Raw genomic sequence first — 20,712 nt, 5'->3', positions numbered from 1 at the left:
GAGGCTCGCGCATTTATGGGCGGTCATATTTATAATGGAATAAGCCTGCGTGTCATGAAGACACACAGGCTTAGGCTGTAATTACAAACCTCGATCTTATAAATATCGGGAAATGATGCGCACTAATTTTGCTGGCAGCTCATTCAGGTTGGTAATGTCCAGGAACCTCTCAGCTCCATAAATCCGGCTAATGACATCTTTGTCTTGTCCGATGGCCGCGGCCAGAAATTTGACTCCTTTTCTATCATATTCGGATAAGGTCTGCTGCATGTCTTGAATGGCAAGACTTCCGGTATAGTCTTCCATCGCCTTAGGCTGCCCGTCGCTGATGCTGATCAAAAGCTTGGTCTGCTTCGGTGAAGCTGCCAGCCGTTCCGCCATGATCCTTAACGCCATACCATCCCGATTGTTGCTTCTCGCGCGGATTCCCATCAACCTGAAGCGATCGCGAACATCCGGATGATCATAGTCGGCATAAGCGAAGATCGACATCTGCTCCAAGCGGGACACATCGGCCGTATCGCCGTAGATCAGAACAGGAATATGGCAAATCTGACAAAATTCATAGACCGCAATGACCGCACGCTTGGCTGCCTCCAATCTACCGAACGCAGCCATCGATGCGGATTCATCGACCCTCAGTCCGACCACAAGACCAGGGGATTCCGTCGGAGGACGTTTCTTGGAAAATAACCTGAAGTCCCGGTAGGCTACGCTGTCTGCCTGAAATTTTGATCCATAGTATTGATTTTTGGCATACTCCGCGGTGATTTCAAGCTCCAAGAGCGGCAGCGTTTTTCTGGCGATTTCCCGTACAACGGGCATAAGCCCCTGACTTAACCGCCCATATTCCTCCTGTAGGTTCGGATCGTAGTCAGGGCGATGAACGATCAGCTTAACCGACCGATGAAGGGAATCGGACACGATTTCTCTGGAAACCCGATTCAGCTTTTTGCGGAAATCCCGTTCCTTCTGCTTCTCCTCTTCCGACATGGGCTCAGGATTAGCCTGGTGATAATTCGGCGTGCCCTCCTCGCCCGAATCCGTGCTCTCCATCTCCGCTGATTCATCCGATGAAACGGATGTGCTGCCTTCGCTCTCAGCGGATTTTTTTAAGCGGATCCCTTCTTCCCCGGCTTGCTGATCCGGATTGGAGTCAACATCCATATCGATTTCCCAGGTTGAGATCTCCACGGAATCCCCTCTTCGTTTGCTTGGGGGTTCAACCGGAATTTCGTCCAGCAGCCCCAACAGGCCTTGGCCTTCCAGCGCATCTTCCAGCAGTTTGATTTCTTCCGGATCGGTCGTAATCTTGTAGATCACTTTGTGATAAAGGGATTCTCTTGCAGAAGTTCCCTGAGCCACGGCATCCGCCCAATAGAAATAGGAACGCATGCCGGCAACCCCCTTAATGGCATTGGCCCGGGCTGTTTTGTCTAACAGAATGATGACCCTTGCGAGGATGTCCAGCATTTTATCGTCCTCGCAGCCGATTTTGGCCTTTGCGCGCTCCATCATCATATCCTTGGCTGGCAGATCCATTTTCTCCGAATGCTGTATCCTGTCTCGCAATGCTTCATTTAGCGGCCTGGATCCCGCATAACTGCGGTTGGCCGTGATCACCGCAATGAAATCCGGATGCCTGTGCACGATACCCATCGGCAGATTCAGCGTGCCGCCGGGCTCCAGCGCGGAATTCAGCGCCATTAATACGGCAGCATCACGTATCACGTTCGGTTCCTGTATTTCCAGCAGATAGCCGTTCTGAAAGGCTCTGACGATCTCGGAAGCGTAAAATCGATATTCTACCGCCTTATTCTCTGCGGCATTCGCGGCCAGCTTCAATACATGCTTCATTTTCGCTGAAGCATGCTCCCGCGAAATTCCTAAAGCCTCCATTAGAATCTCCGTCGAACTTCGAAAGCCGTCACTATCGTATAGGGCTTTCAAGGCAGCCCGATCGTCAGGTTCCAAGTGCTCTATTTGATCGGAAGTAATGACCGGTAAAATGGCTCCGATAATATCCGATTTATCCATATCGGCAAAACATGTGACTTTGGTGTAGGGGAGCCTGAAGTTCGCGGATAAAGCTTTGGCGAGCTGCGTCTTTCCGGATCCGGCATCCCCCTCTAACAAAACATTGGCGATTTTCATCTCGCCCCGATCCCAATTCCGCTTAATATCATTCGAGATTCGCCGTTCTTCCTCACTTACTTTATGCGTTAACGGTTTTGTCCACACAAGGCTCTTTTCTTCTTCGGTCAATGCTCTCCCGGGAGACAGCACGTAATATTCATTGTCATTCTGTTCTAGCATAACCTATCGCCTCCAAGCTTTTCCCAGCGTGGAAGGACACTCTCGCTCCATTCCCCCGCTATCTGGGATGCCTCCTCATTATTCGTACCCCAATTCTTTCAATGCTCTGGTTAATGTCCGCAGTCTTTCACCAATCATCTCGCCGTTATCGCTCAAAGCCTCGTTAAACAGCCTGATATCCTCATGGATCTGTTCATTGTCCGTGCATACGGCTACCGTCATGGCGCTTCCCTGCAGCCCGATCCGGTCGATCACGGGATTCTGCGGATCATAGAACTGCTCGTATCGATAGGCTTCGCTAAAATGCGCCAGTGCGCTGCAAACGAGAATAGACAAATCCAGAATGCGATGAATCGGAAGCTCTAACGATTGATCGGTTGCTTGCTCGTCCGCATCTCTCCATACTCTGGCGGCAACATTTGCCTGGCCTTCCTCGTTACCTTGAGACAGTCCGAGGGATAACGCCCTGACATCGGTGGCGCCGGCAAACCGCCCATCGACCTCCCCGTAATTATCCGACACAATGACAGGCTTATGATTCATAGAAGCGTGTATGTTCATCATTTATCCTCTTTTCTCAGAAATGGATCTTCCGCAAATAATTCACGTGCATCGTTTGCCATAAGAACATATTGGTCTAATCAATTTCATTATTATAATAAACAATTTTATTTATTATCTATCTATATAATAGACATATATTTAATTGTTGTAAATACCTGACTAGTAACGCCTCGCAAAGCGTGAAATTATGAATTGAAACAAAAATGAAAAGAAGCATCCCCTTGTTCAGGAGATACTTCTTCGGAATTTATGATGTTCGTTTCACCCACAGCTATCAATTTCAGCTGCTTCGTTGCTGGAACAAGGAGATGACCCCTTTATTTACCTGCCAAGAATTCATCCAGCTGACGCTGTATCTCGGCGACATACTCGTCAATCCCAGCCGCCTTCAGTTTCTGGATCGCTTTGGGATACTCTGTCTCAAAATCGACAAATCCGGAACGGATCGCAGCTAGATCTTTGCCTGCGACTTCTTTCAAGGATGTCTCGATCAACTTAACCTTTTCGTTATTGAATCGGAATCCCAAGGATTCGGATCGAACAGCCTGATCATCCCAGCTCTTATATTGATCGATGGATTCCTGGGCCACGTTCGGCCCGAACAATTGGTAATTCTGGTTTCTAAACATCCATTCATAGAAGAATTCGCTCGGGGTGAGCTTATTGATTCTTCCGTCCACGATCTCGTAGTCCTTGCCTTCGACGCCATAGAGAGCAAACTGGTAATTTTCCTTGGATTTATAAATCCAGTTCACAAACTTCATGGCTCCTTCCGGATTCGGAGCATTGACTGGAATGCCCAGAACTTCCCCGCCTGTGGCGGTCACATAACGCGGCTTATCCTCGGCTAGCAGATAGGTCTTAACTTCGGCATCCGGGGCATTGGCTTTGATGGCATCGACGATTTCCATTTCCTTGCCCAGAGATCCTTCCACCCATAAATATAGGCCGGTCTGCATGCGGGAGTCTCTCTCGTTGTATTTGATGGTCAAATCCTCTGTGTATAAACCTGCTTCATACATTCCCCGGTTAAATTTCGCCACTTCCTGGAATGCTTCCGTTTCATAATAGCTGTATGCTTTCTTGCTGTCTTCCCCGAATACAACCAAATCTTCGACGGCGATCCAGTTATATTGTTCATCGGTAAAGTATCGAGTCAACGGTTTGAAGATAATGTCGGCGGGTCCTTTCATTTCAGGAAACTTCTCTTTCGCCTTGGTCGCGAATTCTTTTAAATCGTCGGGTGTCTTCACGTCGGTCATCCCCACGGCTTCCAGAATATCCTGGCGGACGGCGACCAGCTGGTACATGGCCGAGGACGGTGCATAGGCCGACGGAATGCCGTGAATTTTCCCATCGATGGTTGCGCCTTGAAGCTGTTCCATCGGCAAAACTTTCAACATATCCTGACCATATTCCTGGATTAAATCATCCAGAACCATGGCTTGTTTCTTGTTGACGATCGTGGAAAGATCAGGAAGACCATCCCAATACAAATCGATAGGTTCGTTTGCGGCCAGCATGATATCTTTCTGTTCCCAATACTGGGCCCACGGCACATATATGACTTCGACCTTTAGACCGAGATCGGCAGCCATTTTCTCTGCGAATTCATTGTTTAAAAATTCGTTCATGCGATCGCTTCGTTCCCCCGGATACAAAATCGTGACGGTTTCGAGCGCGGCTGCCCCCTCTTTTTTGCCGCTGCATCCTGCCATTACCGAAACGGATGCGATCAATAAAACCAACAAGATCAGCATTTTTTTTGCTTTCATGAAAGACCCTCCCTATGAAATGGTTAATCTATGTTAAAAGCCTGAATCGGCCAATAACCACGCAGGTGTCTATTCTTTTACCGCTCCGGCCATAATCCCGTGCACGAAGTATTTTTGAATGTACGGATACAGGAAAATGATCGGACCGATCGTAATGACCGTAATGGCCATCTTCACGGTTTCGGCAGGCAATGTGATGTTGCCCGATGCCCCTGACGGAATTCGTCCGGAACTTATCGCATTGACGTTCGACAGAATGTTGTAGAGGAAATACTGCAGCGGAAACAAATCGCGTTCGTTAATGAAGATCAGCGCGTGCCACCAATCATTCCAATATTGAAGCGCATACATTAGACCAACCGTCAGCAGTGCGGTTTTGCTTAACGGAAGGGCTATTTTGACATAGATCGTAAAATAATTGGCGCCGTCCATCTCGGCCGCTTCATATAAAGATGGAGAAATGCTTGCAAAGTACGTTCGCATCAGAAACATGTTCCATACGCTGAATATGGACGGCAGGATCAAAGCCAGAATGCTGTTCTTCAACCCGTAATAATTGACGCTGACCATGTACCACGGTATCAAGCCGGCCGAGAAGATGATCGTAAAGTTGCTAATGAAAGCGAGCACGTTGCGGTATTTCAGCTTTTTGATAGATAGGGAAAATGCAATCATGCTGGTAATCAACAGAGCCCCAAACGTCCCCACAGTGGTTACAAACAGGGTAACGCCGTAGGATTTGAGCAGTTTCATCCCACTATTAACAAAGATATATTTATATGTATCCAAGCTCGGGCTCAGAGGGATGATCGAATATCCGTTTCTTGCAACGGCCTGTTCCGAAGAAAAGGACACGCTTAACGTTAATACAAGAGGATACAGACAAACGAGTGCGAATAAGCCAATGAATGCATAGGCAAAGGCAATCACCAATTTATCGCCAAGCAATCTATTCTTTTCCATCATCAAAATAGACCCTCTCCGTCGTTTATTTTCTTAGCGGATTTGTTAGCAGCCGTAATCAGGATCAAGCCCATCAATGACTGGAATAGCCCGATGGCCGTCGAGTAAGAAAAGCCCAGCGTACGCATCGACTGATAAACGTAGGTATCGATGACTGTTACTTCTTCAGCCAGGACCGGGTTGTTGCCAACGATACCGTAAATCATCCCAAAGTCCCCGTAGAAGATTCGTCCGACGCTCAGCAAGCTCAAAACGATGATCGTTGGCTTCAGCATGGGCACGGTCAAGTAAAGAATTTGCTGCAATTTGTTGGCGCCATCCACCTTGGCCGCTTCGTATAGGCTCCCGTCAAAATTGGACATCGCCGCCATGTAGACAATGGAGCTGTAGCCGCTCCATTTCCAGACGCTCGACAGAATGATGATCCACTTCCAATACTTTGGCTCCGAGTACCAGGAGATCGGCTCCGCACCGAAGAACTTCAAAATATGATTCGCTACGCCCACATCCGTGGAGAAGATTCCGTACAGAATCGCACCGACAACAACCCAAGATATGAAATACGGAAAAAACATCATGCTTTGCGCGATCTTTTTGTAGGCTTTATGCCGGATTTCATTGATCAGAATGGCAATGCTGACAGGAATGATAATGCCTAAGATGAGACCGAAAAAGTTGATATACAGCGTGTTATAGGTAACCTTCCATCCCATGCTGTTTTCCGAAAAAAAGTATTTGAAGTTGTCCAGACCCACAAATTTGCTGCCGAAGATGCCGTCGACCACATTGAAGTCGGTAAACGCCATCCATATCCCGGCAAACGGGATATAGGAGAACATGATCAGCACGATCAGCGCGGGCACGCACATGAGATACAGGATCCTGTGTTTTTTTATTTCATAGAGAAATCCCTTGACAGCCGAACTCATTCCATCACCCCTTTGCATGTGATTACACGACTAAGCTGTAATGCCTTGCTGCAGCTTCATCTTTAGTTCATCCAGATCGATCACGGTACCGGTAATTCTCGCCTCTTCCGCGGCATAGGCCATCATATGGCTTTCAACGGACATGTCGATGGAGGATCTGCTGCTGAAGTCGGCATTCCCCAGATTCTCCAAGAAGTCATTCATCAGACCGGTATCGCCGCCGTTATGTCCGCCGCTCACCGTTGCCGGCCGAATGACGGTTTGCTGAACGGGTTCTGCCATATTGGAGTTAAAGCGGGTGACTTCGATAATGTTCAAGTTATCGTCGCCTCGGATTTCCCCGTGCTCGCACATGATTTTGAGCGTACGGTACATTTTGTTGGTGAATCCGCTTAAATTAAACGTTGCCGTTACCCCGTTTTTGAACTCGATCAGGGTGACTTGATGGTCGCATACATCATTGTCAAGCCGATATACGCAGCGTCCGTAAGGACTCGTTGCTAGCGCTTGGAGCAGTCCCTCTTCGCTCTGGTCCGCCGAAATGACGGTAGCGGGCCATTGGCCCCTTATAGGCAAATAGGCTTTTCTTGCGTCGAATCGGCAGTTCGCGGCTGCCTTACAGTCGAGGCATCGTTCCGCACTGCCTGCCGGTGCATTCTCCTCTTTGAAATACGTAAGGCTTCCATACGAAGAGATGCGTTTCGCCCCGCTGTCCACAAGCCAGGATAGAATATCCATGTCATGACAGGATTTCTGCATGATGATCGGGCTCGCCAGATCGCTTCTTCTCCAATTGCCTCTTACGAAGGAATGTGCCATATGGAAATTGCCGATGTTCTCGTTGTGCTGTATGGTCACGATTTTCCCGAGTTCATTGCTATCGATGATTTTCTTAATTTCCGCAAAGAAGTTCGTATATCTGAGCACATGGCATACAATCACCTTGCGGCCTTTTTCATTGGCTTTCTCCTGAATTCTCATGCATTCTACCGGACTTGGTGAAATGGGCTTCTCGAGCAAAATATCATAGCCAAGATCAAGCGCCATCATCGTTTGCTCGTAATGGTCCTTGTCCATGGAAGAGATGATGACGGCATCGCAAATTTTCCCCATTGCATAAAACGCATCCACGGATGCAAATTGTTTCTCCAGCGGAATCTGAAACTCATCCGCCGCTGCCTTTCTTCTGCCGGCATCCGGCTCGATCACCGCCACAATCTCCTCGCTTTGGTAAGCGTGCCTTGAATAGATCATGCCTCTTTGTCCTGCACCAATTAATGCTAGTTTCAACTCCATAACCTCCAGCGAGCTCGTATTTGTCTAGATCGATTATTCTTGTCCCGGCATCTGGGGATCTTCCAGGGGATAATATCCTTCCGGATAATAAGTGTCCCATATATTCTTGAGGGGATCCTCGCGGGAGGCTTCGACTTGTATCGTACCCATCTCATAAAAACCATCCAGTTGCCGGTTCTGTATATTCAGCGTCAGTGAAGAACGGTCTTCGAAGCAGAGCGCTATGCCAAGCGAATAGGTTCCCGCTGCGATGTCCTGCAAGTGTACGATCTCGTTATGGACAAGGTCGCCGGTTAACCAGGAATGCGTTGCCGCGTGCAGCGGAAATTCATAGGACACGTCTTCCTGCTTTAGCTGCAGCCGCAGCTGAAATTTTCGATAGATTCTTGAGCTTCCCGAGTTTACGAACCAGAATCGCAGCGGCAGGCTCCCGCTGCCGGACACCGTTTCCGGGTAGGTTAGCCGACGTAAAGCAAGGTTGTAACCAAGCCCCAGGTTTACGTTGGACATCCCGGCATGCCAGCGAAAGGCCTCCCGTCTGATGTGGGAACCGCCAGCTTCATCGGTCGCATGGAGGAACACCGGGTAGCTCTTCCATACCCGCTGCAAATGATGTTTGGCAAAGGCTTCGCAGCATTCGATCCAATTCTCCTCGCCGCACTTCACCAGCAGGCCAAAGCCGCGGCCGCGCTCCTTTAAATATTGAATCAGTGGTTCATTCTGCAAATCTGCAAGCAGTACCTGGGATCCAAAGGAATCGATATAGGCGTTCCATTCTTCCTTGCTGTTTGCCAAGGTCGAGATCAAAACGGCTGCAAGGCGTTTATCCGAATCGATCATACTCCCTACTTTTCGGATCAATGCCGCATAACATGCTTCGAGGTTATCCTTCGCCCATTCTGGCAGGTCCGGCGTCAGGAAAAGAACAGGATTCGTAATCGCTTTCAATACCTTTTCGATCCCTCCGAGCTTATACTCTCCTCGCGCAGGTTCTAGTTCCTTCCATGAAAAAGCCGCATATTCGAATCGACCGTGGCTTGTATCGTACTCCTTGACCGATAAGGGCTTCGGCCTGATTTTGACGGTTTTATACTTCTCGTGGCTCTCAAGCGAATATTTCCCCATCCTCTTCGCTCCTTTGTAAATGGCTGTCAACGGTTCCGCGGAACAATTCTATATCTGCGTCGGTTATATAAGTCATGCTGCCAATCCGGCCGATATCTTCCTTCAGCACGATCATGCTTAACGTATTGAATCGGGCTCCGGTCCGCATATACTCAGCAGCCGCTCTTTGCAGCGAGGTCGTATATTCGCCGGTATTCAACGCCGGATCAGCATTCCGGTCTCCAAAGACTTCATAGCGCAGCATGCCGTCCCCTTCATCGGTGGGATAATTATAAAACTGCCGTTGAACGTGGACGATATTGCTTTTTTCATTGTCCAAAACGAGCGAGAGCCTGGTATCATAAAGCCAGCTTGAACTCCAGAAGCCTCTAATGGGCAATTCCGGAAAATATCGATCATAGAATTCGATGGCCATCGCCATGGAATTCCTAAGCCTGTCCGGCGTGTACCCGGGCCCGGATGGAATGTGAAGCGCCAACAGGGTATCCCCTTTTTGAAGCACGGTATCCCAGTCCTTCTTTAAGATCGGCGTTGTTTCTCTTTCGACGAATCCCATGGGATTGATCCGATTCGCGATGATGAATTCGGCATTCTCCTGCCATTCCGATGTGAAGCGGCCTTGAGAATCATAAACGTTGTTGATTCCATTCCGCTGTCCATCGCTGCGGAAATCCTCTCCGGGATGGCGAAGGGCAAGCACTTCCTGCGTATCCCTATGGCGGAACATGGTGAAGGAATCCTCGAATCGGTACGGAATAAAATAGAAGCGGTCCAACAGAAAGATGGAGCAGGTATAGAAATTCATCACCCACGGGAAATCATGAACCTTGGCATCGCCCTGCAGTGCCAATTTTTCCATTTGCAGCTTCAGCGGTTGATGCGGAATGTCCTCATAATAGATTAGGGGTACGGAACGCTTCTCCAGCATCTTCATGGAAGGCACCACGCAGGCTAGCAGCAATAAAAACGAATATAATTCGCCGTGCTTCTTAATGCATGCGGGCGTCATATTGGTATAATGGGCTTCATCACAGCGATTGCGAGCCGAGCACAGATCCTCCACCAAAAATTTGGTGAAATGAAACAATACGGCGTCTTCCTCTATCGCTAAAATCCCCTGTTCAATCCATTGCCGAGTCTCCTCGGGAGTCTGATATCGCTCAAAGATTCCATTCAAGAAGCCCCTTGGTATGAGATAGGGCTCGCCATCCGGTAGATAGCGATCATATTTTGCTTCCAATCCATCAGGCAGATAATCAAAATCACAGATCGCTGTTACTTCTCTATAATTCATCGGCCTTTCCATTAGCCTGCCTCCCCCTTTCGACGAATAGCTTACCCATCGGGTAAAAGCCGTCTTGATATCTCGTGATTGCCAGCTGGATATTCCCGATTTCCTTCACGCCGGTTTCGATGCCAATCTCCAACATATACTCACCCGCCGGCATATCGATAGGAAGCGAAAACCTTTCTATCCAAGCAATATCCTCATCCGGGAGCCATTCCCTGATGTCTTCACTGCTATGCAGCGTAAACGATCGACATTGGCCGGTTAACCTCACCGCCAGCGGATAACGATGATAAATCGGAGCGACGCCGACATTAGCCCACAACGCATCGATGTTTAGCTCTCCGCCAACGTCCGCTATCGAATCGTACGCGAATTTCCTTAATTCGAAGCGGTAGCCCATCTTGTTAATCCAAGCCTTGACCTTCTCTTTCCACGGTTCCGGCACTACCGTCCCTTTGTTGTTAAAGGATGAAATATGCCACTTGAGCGTTTCTTGTATGATATAGTCGATATCCCAGCCCTGCAGATACCAGTCATTCATATGCCAGCATGCTTCGAACAGGATCGGCGCTTTCTCCCAGGCATCGCCCATCTCAAAATTCTGAATATTTTGCGGATAGAAATCGGTCATATGCGACCACTGATCGCCATGAAAGCCGCCCATATCCCCCAAGCAATCCACGCGAAATCCGACTTTGGCTTTGCGTTCATTTATGATCCCGATCGACAGCGGATCATGCAGCAGTGCCTGGAGAGGCGTTATTTTAAAACCGTCCAAGTAAGCATCCGTTATCTGCTTAATCGCGCCAGTCGTTAGAAATTCGGTTCCGCCGCCTTCCCCCCAGGCTCCGACTATGGTCAAATCGATCGAGCTGATAAGCGGATGGCCGTCAAAGCGGGCGGCAAACGCCTTGATGAAATCAGACCAATACTCGGCATATGGGGTGGTCAGAGGGTCTACTCTCCAGAACGGAAACTCGGGTTCCTCCGGATATTCGGCCCGGAACCAAGACGGAATATCGTCTTCTTCGCTTAATGCATATGGCGAACAGCGCACCACGGCAGTACAGCCTAATGATTTGGCGTAATCCAGCTTTTCTTCCAACACGCTCCAGTCGTAACTCCCTTTATCCGTTTCGATGTCACGCCAACGAACGCTGCAGAAATATACTTTGCTGTCCGGATGATTGTACGTCCTGCTGTCTTCCGCAAACTTGTATTTGCGCTGCGCTTCCCCCCGGTTATCAACAATCCGTTCCGGATCTCCCATCAAGCCCGGCGCCGTGGTAAAGCCAATCCCCGGATTGGTCAACATTTCATCCGATATCATTGGGTAAACCGTAACTCTCTTGTTCATATCCCAACTCCCCCATGTACTAAACAGAAGCCTTTGTTTGTTACGTTGTTTGTTGCGTTAAATCTGTTTTATTACACAATTTGTTTAGTGATTTCATGTTATATCATTCGCATGTTATCTGGCAATATCAATTTTGAAATACTACGAAATTTCTAGTGACAACGCATGGAATATACATGTCACTCTTGATTTTGATTAAGGAGGAATGTAAAATGAAGTAACGTAACGATATTACGCAACAAACAACGTAACATAGTCTGTAATAAAAGCAAATCATTGTTTACAATGTAACATTCCTATAAACTCTAAAATGGCGATTATTAGTAACTTAAAAGGAGAATGTGTTTATACATGAGTACGATTCGGGATGTTGCTAAACTTGCAAATGTATCCACAGCCACCGTGTCCAGAGTGTTAAACAATGATACGAAGTATAAAATCACGGACGAAACCCGGGAAAGGGTTTGGCAAGCCGTTACGCAGCTGAACTATAAAATCGCATCAGGGCCCAAGCGCAAGGTTTCTGCTCAGGACCCAGCCGAAAGCAAATCGCATATCAAAATCGGATGCGTCTTAAGCGTCACCAAGGATAAATACAACGATCCCTACTTCATGTCGATCTTATCCGGCGTGGAAGAACGCTTGCTTGGCGCCGGTTACAACATGTCCTTTATCCGGACGGGAATTGAATTGAACGACAGCAAGATCCTATTTAATACATTTAGCGAACCGATTACCGGCCTCATTCTCATGGAATCGCTCGATCACGAGACCTACGAATATATTCGCAAGCAGGTCCCGTACATCGTAGGGATCGATACGGAGCGCGGGGATATCGACAATGTCGGCTACGATCATTACAATGTCGCTTCGATGGCCGTCAGCCATCTCATTGAAAAAGGCCATACCCGAATCGGATATATCGGGGGCAGCGGATTATCGAGCAACCTCAAAGACAGCCGTCGTTATCGGGGCTACTACGCAACCATGCATGCTGCCGGATTGTCGGTCAATCCCGATTGGGTTATTGATTGCATGTGGGATGAGGCGGTCTGCATCGAAAAAATCAATCATCTATGTACAACCCGAAATTTCCCGACTGCCTTCTTTGCCGGCAGCGATTTAATGGCTATGGCCGCCCTCAACGGCCTGTATAACAACGGTATTTCCGTTCCTGACGAAGTAGCGGTTATTGGGCTATCCAACATTGAGGTATCGAAGTATTCCAATCCGCCGCTGTCTACGATCGATGTGCCGATGAAAGAAATCGGCATGGTAGCTGTCGATAACCTAATCGACCGAATAAACGGAAACAAGCTGCTGCCCAAAAAGGTGATTTTGCCTACCCGCTTGGTGGCACGCAGCTCAACTTAAACGGCTTAATCACGAATTGTTAATTGCCTGCTCGGAAAGGAGGTGAAGGATTCGATTTCTTGAGAGTAAAAGAACAATTCTGTGAGGAGGTTTGACATGAAAGCACGGGGTATCCATTGGAAGCAGCCGTTTGCACTAATTATCATGACGGCCATTCTACTTGCCTTATTCCCTTTTCCCCGCTTTACTTGGTCTGCGGAAACTGCCTCTGCCTCTATTGTTGTTGACGGCGATCCGAGCGACTGGGAGGGCATTCCGGCCCTATCCACGAATACGGGAACGGCTCAAATCTTAAAGGCTTCCCATGACGACAAGAATCTTTATCTGCTTGTACAAGGCTCAGGCCTTAGCACTACGATGGGAAGCTTCTGGTTGAATACGGACGGGAATGCTTCTACCGGATATCAAGCTTTTGGTTGGGGCACGACAGGCGTTGAGTGGCTTCTCGAGAACCAATCCTTATACCGCTACTCAGGCAATGGAAGCAGCTGGAACTGGAATTTTTCATCGACTCTGACTTCTTCTCAATATGTACGTTCCTCATCTGTGATTGAAGCAGCGATCCCTCTTTCTACGCTTGGACTTGGCGAAGGCAGCAGCGTGAGCATCGGGTATCTGGATAACAATTCGGATATGCACCGCCTGCCGGCACAGAACCAGCCGCTTCCGGTCTATACCTTACAAGCACATCATCCGGGAGGCAATATGATCGAATTCTATCCAACCGAGCTGAATGATCCGTTGAATAACCCGTTTAAAGGCTGGGCTCCATCCGCAAAATCTACCAATTATCCTCAACCTCATCGGCTGGTATATGCCGGCGTGACTTGGAAGGAGTTTGAGCCGACGAAGGGCAATTATGATTTCAGTGCGATTGAAGCCTCCAATCATTTCGACTATTGGAAAAGCCGCGGCGTCAAGGTAATCCTTCGCTTTATTCTGGACAGTCCTTCCGGCGTGGCTCACCGGGATATCCCGGATTGGCTGTACAACGACATGGCAAGCCTGGGACAATCGCCGGGCAAGGCCTATCGCGACGATACTGGAGGCATGGGAGCCGGCAACAACACGGGCTTCTCTCCTAATTACAGTTCCGACTATCTGATCGCCAGGCACAAACTTGCAATCGAGGCGATTGCGGACCATTACGACTCCCCGGATAGCCCGATCGCTTTTGTGCAAATCGGTTCGCTCGGACATTGGGCCGAATTCCATACCTGGCCTTATGTCGGACCGAACGGGGAAAGCAACTATACGGGGGCATTTCCTCCGAACAGCGTATCCAACCAATATATTCAGCATTATATCGATGCCTTTGCCGATCAGGAGGATCACACGCAGCTATTGATTAGACGCAGCGTAGAGCTGGCCAAGAATAACAACAAGGGTTTGATTCTGGGAATGTACAATGACGTCTTCGGCGATCAGCCGAGCTTCGATTCCGAATGGGGCTGGTATACAGGCACCCAGAACGGATATTGGGATGACATCGGCCAGCAGCAACCCGCCCATGCAAACTTTTGGGACACTCGCGTCTCCGGCGGCGAATTCTATGGTGGTGCTTATGGCATGAATGCTGCGCTTACGTCAGGCAGCGGCTTCAATGAGACCCTTCGGCAAACCGAGCTCAGCAAGCCAAGCTGGCTGGGACCGAATTCTCCGGCTTCCCTGGCGGTTGGGAATCCATTGCAAGGCAACATCGATACGCTCAAGAAACGAATGGGTTATCACTTTGTCGTAAACAAGGCTGCATACCCGCAAGTAAATAGCGGAAGCACGCTCGAAGTATCCGTCACGGTGGAGAATAAGGGGGTTCAACACTTCCCATTCAATTGGCCTCTTGAAATCCAGCTGCGCAGCGGCGGCCAGATCGTGGCACGCCAAACCACATCGGCGGACTTAACGACCTGGAGAACTGGGCAGCACACAGTCACAGGCTCTCTTCCTACGAATACACTGCCGAGCGGTACTTATGAATTAGCCATAGCGATTCTCGATCCATCGACGAACCAGCCGGCGGTTGATTTCGCTAACACAAACCGGCTTTCAGACGGAGCTTATAAGGTCGGTTCATGGACCAAATAGCATGATAAACGGATTTCAACTATCATAATAAAAAGAGCAGCAGATGGCCGCGTATCATTCACGGCAACTCTGCTGCTCTTCCTTCATTTAAAGGCTATAGATCATGAACGCCTGGTTCTTGCTCATGATTCCAGATGAAATGCTGCTTCAAGCTCGCGGATCCGTTCATCATCGATGTGGATGACATCGCCTAGCGTTCTCGCCGACAAAATGGACTTCGCGCTGTACTCCGCAACTTCCAATCGATCAAAAGCGTTGAGCAGGCTTTGACCGGCAACGATTACGCAGTTATTGTTCACAATGGCAATCGGCGTATTGGCTTTAAACAGCGAAGCGGTACGCTCAGGCTCATTATACACCGCATGAAAGGGGAGCTTCGGCGTTCCGCGAAGCAATATATAGCTTTCCGGTATCGTCCTCGAATCGAAGGCCGTATCGGTGACCGCAAATGCCATAATGTTGGGAGGATGCGCGATAATGACCGAATGGACATGCGGCTGCGTGTTATAGATTGCTTCATGGAGGAGAACGGATTTGCTCGGCTGTTTGCCCGCTTCCGCTTTGCCGTTCTCTATGCGGACGAGGTCTTCCGGTTCCAGATCATTGCGGTCTTTGCCATATGGCGTGATGACAAAATCGTTTCCTTGCAATCGATGGGAGAAGGTGCCCTGCGTGCTGGTGAACAATCCCTGTTTATACGCGCGTTTCATCAATCCGCACATATCGCGGCGCAGCTCTTTTTCTTCCGACGTGCAGGAATCGCGGATGAACGTATCCATCTGCAGCGTGCTTTTGTTGCGCACGGTTTCGTAATCCTCATCGGTAAGCAGGACCGGTTTACCGATTCGACGTGCCTCAATCTCAAGGCGTGCACAGAAGTCGAGGGTTTCGAACCGACGAAACGCTTGAAAAAGATCCTCTCCCCCGACCACGACCCCGTGATTCTCCAGCATGACGGTGTCGATCCCTCGCTTGAAGACGGCTGCGATGTTCTCCCCGAGCTGCTCGCTTCCGGGCAGCGCATAAGGCGCGATTCCGATCTCGCCGCAAATTTGCCTTTCGTTCGGAAGCAGCCTTGTATCCGGAATGCGCCTTACTATGCTGAACGAAACCAGTGCAGGCGGATGGGCATGAATGATCGACTTCAAATCCGGGCGGGCTTGATAAATGAGCCGATGAAAGGGAAATTCGCTGGAAGGCTTGTGAATTCCCTCTACCCTGCCGTCCTCCTTCACGCATACCATATCCGACCGGTTAAGCGACCCTTTGTCCACCCCCGCTGGCGTAATCCATATATCCCCGTTATGGTCCCTGATCGACAAATTGCCCCCCGACGTGGTGGTCATCCCATGGTTGTAAATGCGATTGATAAAGAGAAGAAGCTGATCTGCCGGATGCATAAAATCCTGATTCATTCCTGCCACCGCCTTATCCGAATGTTTTTGTTTAGTTTTGTTTGTTTTTATTATACTGTTTTTTCTGTTGATATTCGAGGAGAAATGTGGCAAAAACAATAACAAAAGCCGTAAATAATCATGATGATGATCCTGAACCGGAACGTAAAAAACAGGGATGATATCATCCCTGTTCCCCCCGTTTTGGCAACTTTAGAGGATCACGCCTCTGACATTATGGAATAAAATCAACCATTGGATAGTCTTCGGACGGAGACTGCAGCAGTGGCTGCAGAGCACCCTTTAAATGATAATCGAAAAAAGCAGCGACATAATCTCGATGGGCGGCGATCGTCCGTTCAGGCTCAGCTGTCCCGATAAATTGCTGGACAACTCGCGGCGAAAGGCTCAGCTTCTCTTGAAGCTGTGGAAGGAGCGACTGATAATCTGTAAACGTATAATGTGCTCCCTCGGGTATGCTTAAATCGAGCTTCCAGCCGGTCGAATGCTGCCAGAACGATTGACGGTCCATCGCGGTTAGATGGGAATCAACCTCGCCCTCCTTATTGTAGCCTGAGTTCATGAGCATGAAAGGACGATCCAAACCGTGCACCGCCACCGGGAGCGGGTTATCGGGCATATGCCCCATCGTTCCATCCATATCGATGCCGGCGTCAACCCGGTCATCCTCATACATCACCTGAGCAGCGGTAGCCCCTCCGGCAGAATGTCCGAATATTCCGATCCTTGACAGATCCCATGTTTCTTGAAGTCCCGCGGGTAAAGGCTGATCGCCTGGATGAAGGCCTTCCTTTATGAGTTCGAGTTGATCCAATACATATTGGATATCATCCACTCTTATCTCTAGCATTTTCAGTACCGTTTCTGCACTGAAAGGCGGTAATGACTCCGTGGCCACACGTCCATCGGGAAACTGGACCGCAGAGGCTTCATACGTATGATCGACTGCAACCACTACATAACCTCTGCTGACCAAGTCTTCGACTACAGCCGTCCCGAAGTTTCTTGGAACAGACCCGCCAGGTGTGTAGATGAGGATCGGCCACCCATCGCCGTTGTTCACTGGAGGCGCATTCACCCAAGAGTGTGTGCCGATACCGGATAGATCGACTCTGCCGGGATCCAACCCGATCGTGGAGATCGTGTTTTCATCGTAATACTTTGCTGCTTCGGGCTGCATGTACAAAGCCTTCTGCTCGCTTTTCCCCGTGGCCGGGTACCATATGCTGACCATCAGCTCCCTGTCTCTGTCCTGTTTCCATGGGTCCACCCGGTTGTCATCCTTGAAGTGCATCTCCATCGACCCCACAGCGTATTCTCCAGTAGGTTTTGGAAGCTGTAACTGGATTTTCTCTGCCGGGCCCCTTTCATCCTGCGTTGCAGGGGTTTCAGTGCCGAAGAATATGCCAATCAGAACCAGAAGACAGACCGTAATGGCGATAACCGCAATTCTTGCCACGGGGGCAGCCTTTCCATGGACGATCCTGCTGATGGAGTTGACCGTGAGCACATAATAAACCGTATAGATCATGATAAACACAGCGACGCAGATCAGGATGGGCAGCAAGAGACTGGCACCTGCCATATTGCTGAATAACCTTTTCAACAATTGCAGGATGACCATGTAGTGGGCAAGCCCGATCGCGAGCGGCAAAGCAAAAATGAAGGCGTTCTGCTTGATGATAGCCATATTGATTTCTTTTCCGCTTACGCCGACTTTTTTAAGAATATCGAACCGAGGTTTGTCTGTCGCCGCTTCTGTCAATTGCTTGAAATAGATCATGCTTCCTGTTGCCATGACAAAAACGAGCCCCAAAAATCCTAATATATACACATTGAAGGCCGCCTCTTCGATCCCAAGCCGGTATTCGGAATAAAAAGAAGACAAGTTCGATTCCGGTGTCTTCAGCGCCGCCAGCGCGTCGGCTGTGTGCTTCGTCGTCTTCTGTTCCTGCACGGCATATCCGACATAGCGGGTCGGCGAAACTTGAGCCTCGATGTTGTCGTAGGTGCCGTTACTTACAACAATCATCACATCCGGATAACTCCAATTGATGATTCGTTCTACGGTCATCCCCGCAAAAGCAAGGGTTAGCCGTTGATCAGGCAGTTCGATGTCGACCGTTTCGCCTTCGTAATCGGACCACTCATAATCCGTATACATGGGCCGGATCGCAACGGCTTCATCCTGTTCGATCGGATCAAGAACGGGAAAGCGCAACACCTTTGCCACCTGGTTGTATTGATCGATCGAAACCACTTTGAGCGGGGTTTTATCGGCTTCGATCATTCTCTCCGGAAGGATCTCTGGATCGGAAGCCTCCCCTTTTGTCTCCAGTACCGGAATCGTCATTTGCGCTATAATCGGATGCGCTTCATCCCCGCGTATGATATCGTCTACATTCTGATTAAAGGCTTTGTCCTGGGCAATATACATGTAGCTAAACGGTGCCGTGAGCTTCGATGTTTTGTCAAAAGTGAAATATGCACCTAATCCGACACTGAAAGCGCACAGAGCTGCTGCGGATAACAGGGAAATGACGCTTAACAAACGAGCGTTTCCTTTAATCCGGTACACCAAATTAGAGGTGATGACCAGATTCATGCCTTTATAATAACTTCGCTTTCTCTTCTTGGCGGTTCTCAACAAGACAATGACCAAGGAGGAGAAGAGCAGAAGCGTTCCAGCGATAATACCGACGGTCATCACGCTCAGGTTGACAAGAATTTCTTCGGTGACGGAAAAATCGCGGAAAGCGAATCCGTATCCCGCAGCAAGACAGAGAACTGCACCCACCGCCGATAGAAACGACGCTTTCGGTTCCTGCTCCCCTTTCTGCTCCGCGCGAAACAATTCAATGAGTTTAAAGCTGTAGATCAATCGATAGCCTTGGATCGACGTCGCCAAAATAATCACCAAGAACACGATGAGCGTATGAACCAGCGCGCGAAGGGAGAATGCCATGCCTACCTGTACAGGCGTCCCCAGCAGTTTGATTAATATCATGGCGAACAGCTTGGATAACAATGTGCCGATCATGATTCCTATGATTAAAACCGTTACCCCAATGATCAGGTTTTCATAAAACAGCATTTTTCCGATCTTTTTTTTAGGCAAACCAAATAGCGCGTACAAGCCTACTTCCTTTTTACGCTGTCTCGAAAAAAAAACGGTTGGAGTACATGATAAAGACAGCAACAAACACAATCAATAGGATGGACGCCATCATAAAAACGGATTGCATGCTCTGCGACGATTCGATTGAACTTGCAATTTCTTGGCTGTACTGCAAAGAAAGGAAAGTATAATAGATAATGACGCTGAACAGGATGGAAATGAAATAGATGGCGTAGTTTTTGAAGTTCCCTTTCATGTTCTTTTTCACGATGTCAAACAAGGTCACTTGCATTTCCCCCCAGTACGGTCAATACATCCAGTATTTTTTTGAAAAAGTGTTTGCGGGATGCCTCGCCTTTCGTCAGTTCCGTGAAAATGCGACCGTCCTTAATAAACAGCACGCGCTTGCAGTAACTTGCCGCAAACGTGTCATGGGTGACCATCAGAATCGTTGCCTGATCATATTCATTCAAGTCCCTCAGGCTCTCCAGCAGGTCGGTCGCCGATTTCGAATCCAGAGCGCCGGTCGGCTCATCGGCCAGCAGCAGGCTGGGGCCGGAAATCATGGCGCGTGAAGCCGCAGTCCGCTGTTTTTGCCCTCCGGAAATCTGATACGGGTATTTGTCCAGAATCGGGGTGATGCCGAATTTGTCCGCGATCTCCCCCACTCTAAACTCCAGTTCTTTGACATTCATCTTGGCCAGCGCCAAGGGCAGCAGGATGTTCTCCTTCACGGTTAAAGTGTCCAGCAAATTGTAATCTTGAAAAATGAATCCCAGTTTATCCCGGCGAAAAGCGGATAACTGTTCCTCATCCATCTTCAGCACGTCCATCCCGTCAATCACAACGTCTCCGGAGGTAGGCTGATCGATCGTCGCCAGCACATGGAGCAAAGTCGATTTGCCTGCGCCCGACGGCCCCATGATCCCTACGAACTCTCCCTCCTGCACGGACAAATCGATATCATCCAAGGCGGTATAGACATTTCCTTTTACGCCATAAACCTTTCGAACCTGAGCCGCGTTCACTACCATTTTCATGTTGATCTTTCCTTCCTGGTTATCAATATAGAAACAATGTCAACACGATTTCGAAATCATGTAT

General features: G+C 49.0%; 15 protein-coding genes. 2 read left to right on the top strand and 13 right to left on the bottom strand.

From position 1 onward, the window contains the following. Window positions 1-96 precede the first annotated feature (96 nt). The 9 genes from MHI43_RS14760 to MHI43_RS14720 all read right to left on the bottom strand — a co-directional run bounded on the left by MHI43_RS14760 (window position 97) and on the right by MHI43_RS14720 (window position 11,616). A complete protein-coding gene (locus tag MHI43_RS14760; protein ID WP_036663156.1) occupies window positions 97-2,316 on the bottom strand; it encodes an AAA family ATPase in 2,220 nt (739 codons plus the stop codon). A gap of 78 nt (window positions 2,317-2,394) precedes the next feature. After that, on the bottom strand, window positions 2,395-2,877 hold the full coding sequence (locus MHI43_RS14755; RefSeq protein WP_036663158.1) for a DUF6530 family protein: 483 nt from the start codon (window positions 2,875-2,877) through the stop codon (window positions 2,395-2,397). Between the two features lie 320 nt (window positions 2,878-3,197). After that, window positions 3,198-4,655 carry an ABC transporter substrate-binding protein gene (locus MHI43_RS14750; RefSeq protein WP_036663160.1) on the bottom strand — a complete coding sequence of 486 codons (1,458 nt, stop codon included), beginning with the start codon at window positions 4,653-4,655 and terminating at the stop codon, window positions 3,198-3,200. 69 nt (window positions 4,656-4,724) lie between these two features. Continuing rightward, on the bottom strand, window positions 4,725-5,621 hold the full coding sequence (locus MHI43_RS14745; RefSeq protein ID WP_015735120.1) for a carbohydrate ABC transporter permease: 897 nt from the start codon (window positions 5,619-5,621) through the stop codon (window positions 4,725-4,727). Next, a complete protein-coding gene (locus MHI43_RS14740) occupies window positions 5,621-6,547 on the bottom strand; it encodes an ABC transporter permease subunit (RefSeq protein WP_009590570.1) in 927 nt (308 codons plus the stop codon). Before MHI43_RS14740 ends, MHI43_RS14745 begins: the two co-directional genes overlap by 1 nt. Window positions 6,548-6,577: 30 nt before the next feature. Continuing rightward, window positions 6,578-7,843, bottom strand: coding sequence for a Gfo/Idh/MocA family oxidoreductase (locus MHI43_RS14735; RefSeq protein ID WP_228468935.1), 1,266 nt, complete (start codon window positions 7,841-7,843; stop codon window positions 6,578-6,580). Window positions 7,844-7,876: 33 nt separating this feature from the next. Continuing rightward, a complete protein-coding gene (locus MHI43_RS14730) occupies window positions 7,877-8,968 on the bottom strand; it encodes a DUF4832 domain-containing protein (RefSeq protein ID WP_036663162.1) in 1,092 nt (363 codons plus the stop codon). Beyond that, window positions 8,949-10,274, bottom strand: a complete 1,326-nt coding sequence (locus MHI43_RS14725) for an acyltransferase domain-containing protein (RefSeq protein WP_036663163.1) — start codon at window positions 10,272-10,274, stop codon at window positions 8,949-8,951. The genes MHI43_RS14730 and MHI43_RS14725 overlap by 20 nt, the downstream gene beginning before the upstream one ends. Next, window positions 10,252-11,616: a DUF4832 domain-containing protein gene (locus MHI43_RS14720; RefSeq protein ID WP_036663165.1), complete on the bottom strand. Its 1,365-nt coding sequence runs from the start codon at window positions 11,614-11,616 to the stop codon at window positions 10,252-10,254. Before MHI43_RS14720 ends, MHI43_RS14725 begins: the two co-directional genes overlap by 23 nt. Window positions 11,617-11,967: 351 nt before the next feature. Between MHI43_RS14720 and MHI43_RS14715 the strand changes: the two genes are divergently transcribed. Together MHI43_RS14715 and MHI43_RS14710 are read left to right on the top strand one after the other, a co-directional pair. Continuing rightward, window positions 11,968-12,990 (top strand): LacI family DNA-binding transcriptional regulator, encoded by a 1,023-nt coding sequence (locus tag MHI43_RS14715; protein ID WP_009590609.1) that lies wholly within the window; start codon window positions 11,968-11,970, stop codon window positions 12,988-12,990. Window positions 12,991-13,086: 96 nt separating this feature from the next. Next, window positions 13,087-15,075: a DUF4832 domain-containing protein gene (locus MHI43_RS14710; protein ID WP_036663166.1), complete on the top strand. Its 1,989-nt coding sequence runs from the start codon at window positions 13,087-13,089 to the stop codon at window positions 15,073-15,075. Window positions 15,076-15,197: 122 nt separating this feature from the next. Here the strand turns inward: MHI43_RS14710 and MHI43_RS14705 are convergent, their stop codons facing one another. The 4 genes from MHI43_RS14705 to MHI43_RS14690 form a co-directional block, all read right to left on the bottom strand. Continuing rightward, window positions 15,198-16,490 (bottom strand): class II aldolase/adducin family protein, encoded by a 1,293-nt coding sequence (locus tag MHI43_RS14705; protein WP_015735114.1) that lies wholly within the window; start codon window positions 16,488-16,490, stop codon window positions 15,198-15,200. A gap of 214 nt (window positions 16,491-16,704) precedes the next feature. Then, entirely contained in the window at window positions 16,705-19,608 is a 2,904-nt protein-coding gene (locus MHI43_RS14700; protein WP_341283278.1) for an FtsX-like permease family protein, read from the bottom strand. A 31-nt stretch (window positions 19,609-19,639) separates the two neighbouring features. After that, window positions 19,640-19,894 carry a hypothetical protein gene (locus MHI43_RS14695; RefSeq protein ID WP_235201801.1) on the bottom strand — a complete coding sequence of 85 codons (255 nt, stop codon included), beginning with the start codon at window positions 19,892-19,894 and terminating at the stop codon, window positions 19,640-19,642. Then, window positions 19,881-20,648 carry an ABC transporter ATP-binding protein gene (locus MHI43_RS14690; protein WP_015735112.1) on the bottom strand — a complete coding sequence of 256 codons (768 nt, stop codon included), beginning with the start codon at window positions 20,646-20,648 and terminating at the stop codon, window positions 19,881-19,883. Before MHI43_RS14690 ends, MHI43_RS14695 begins: the two co-directional genes overlap by 14 nt. Window positions 20,649-20,712: the final 64 nt, after the last annotated feature.

The organism is Paenibacillus sp. FSL H8-0457 (genome assembly GCF_038051935.1).
Lineage (GTDB): Bacteria > Bacillota > Bacilli > Paenibacillales > Paenibacillaceae > Paenibacillus_AQ > Paenibacillus_AQ lautus_A.
The sequence above is the reverse complement of the archived record's forward strand: the minus strand, read 5'-3'. Positions and strand labels throughout refer to the sequence as shown.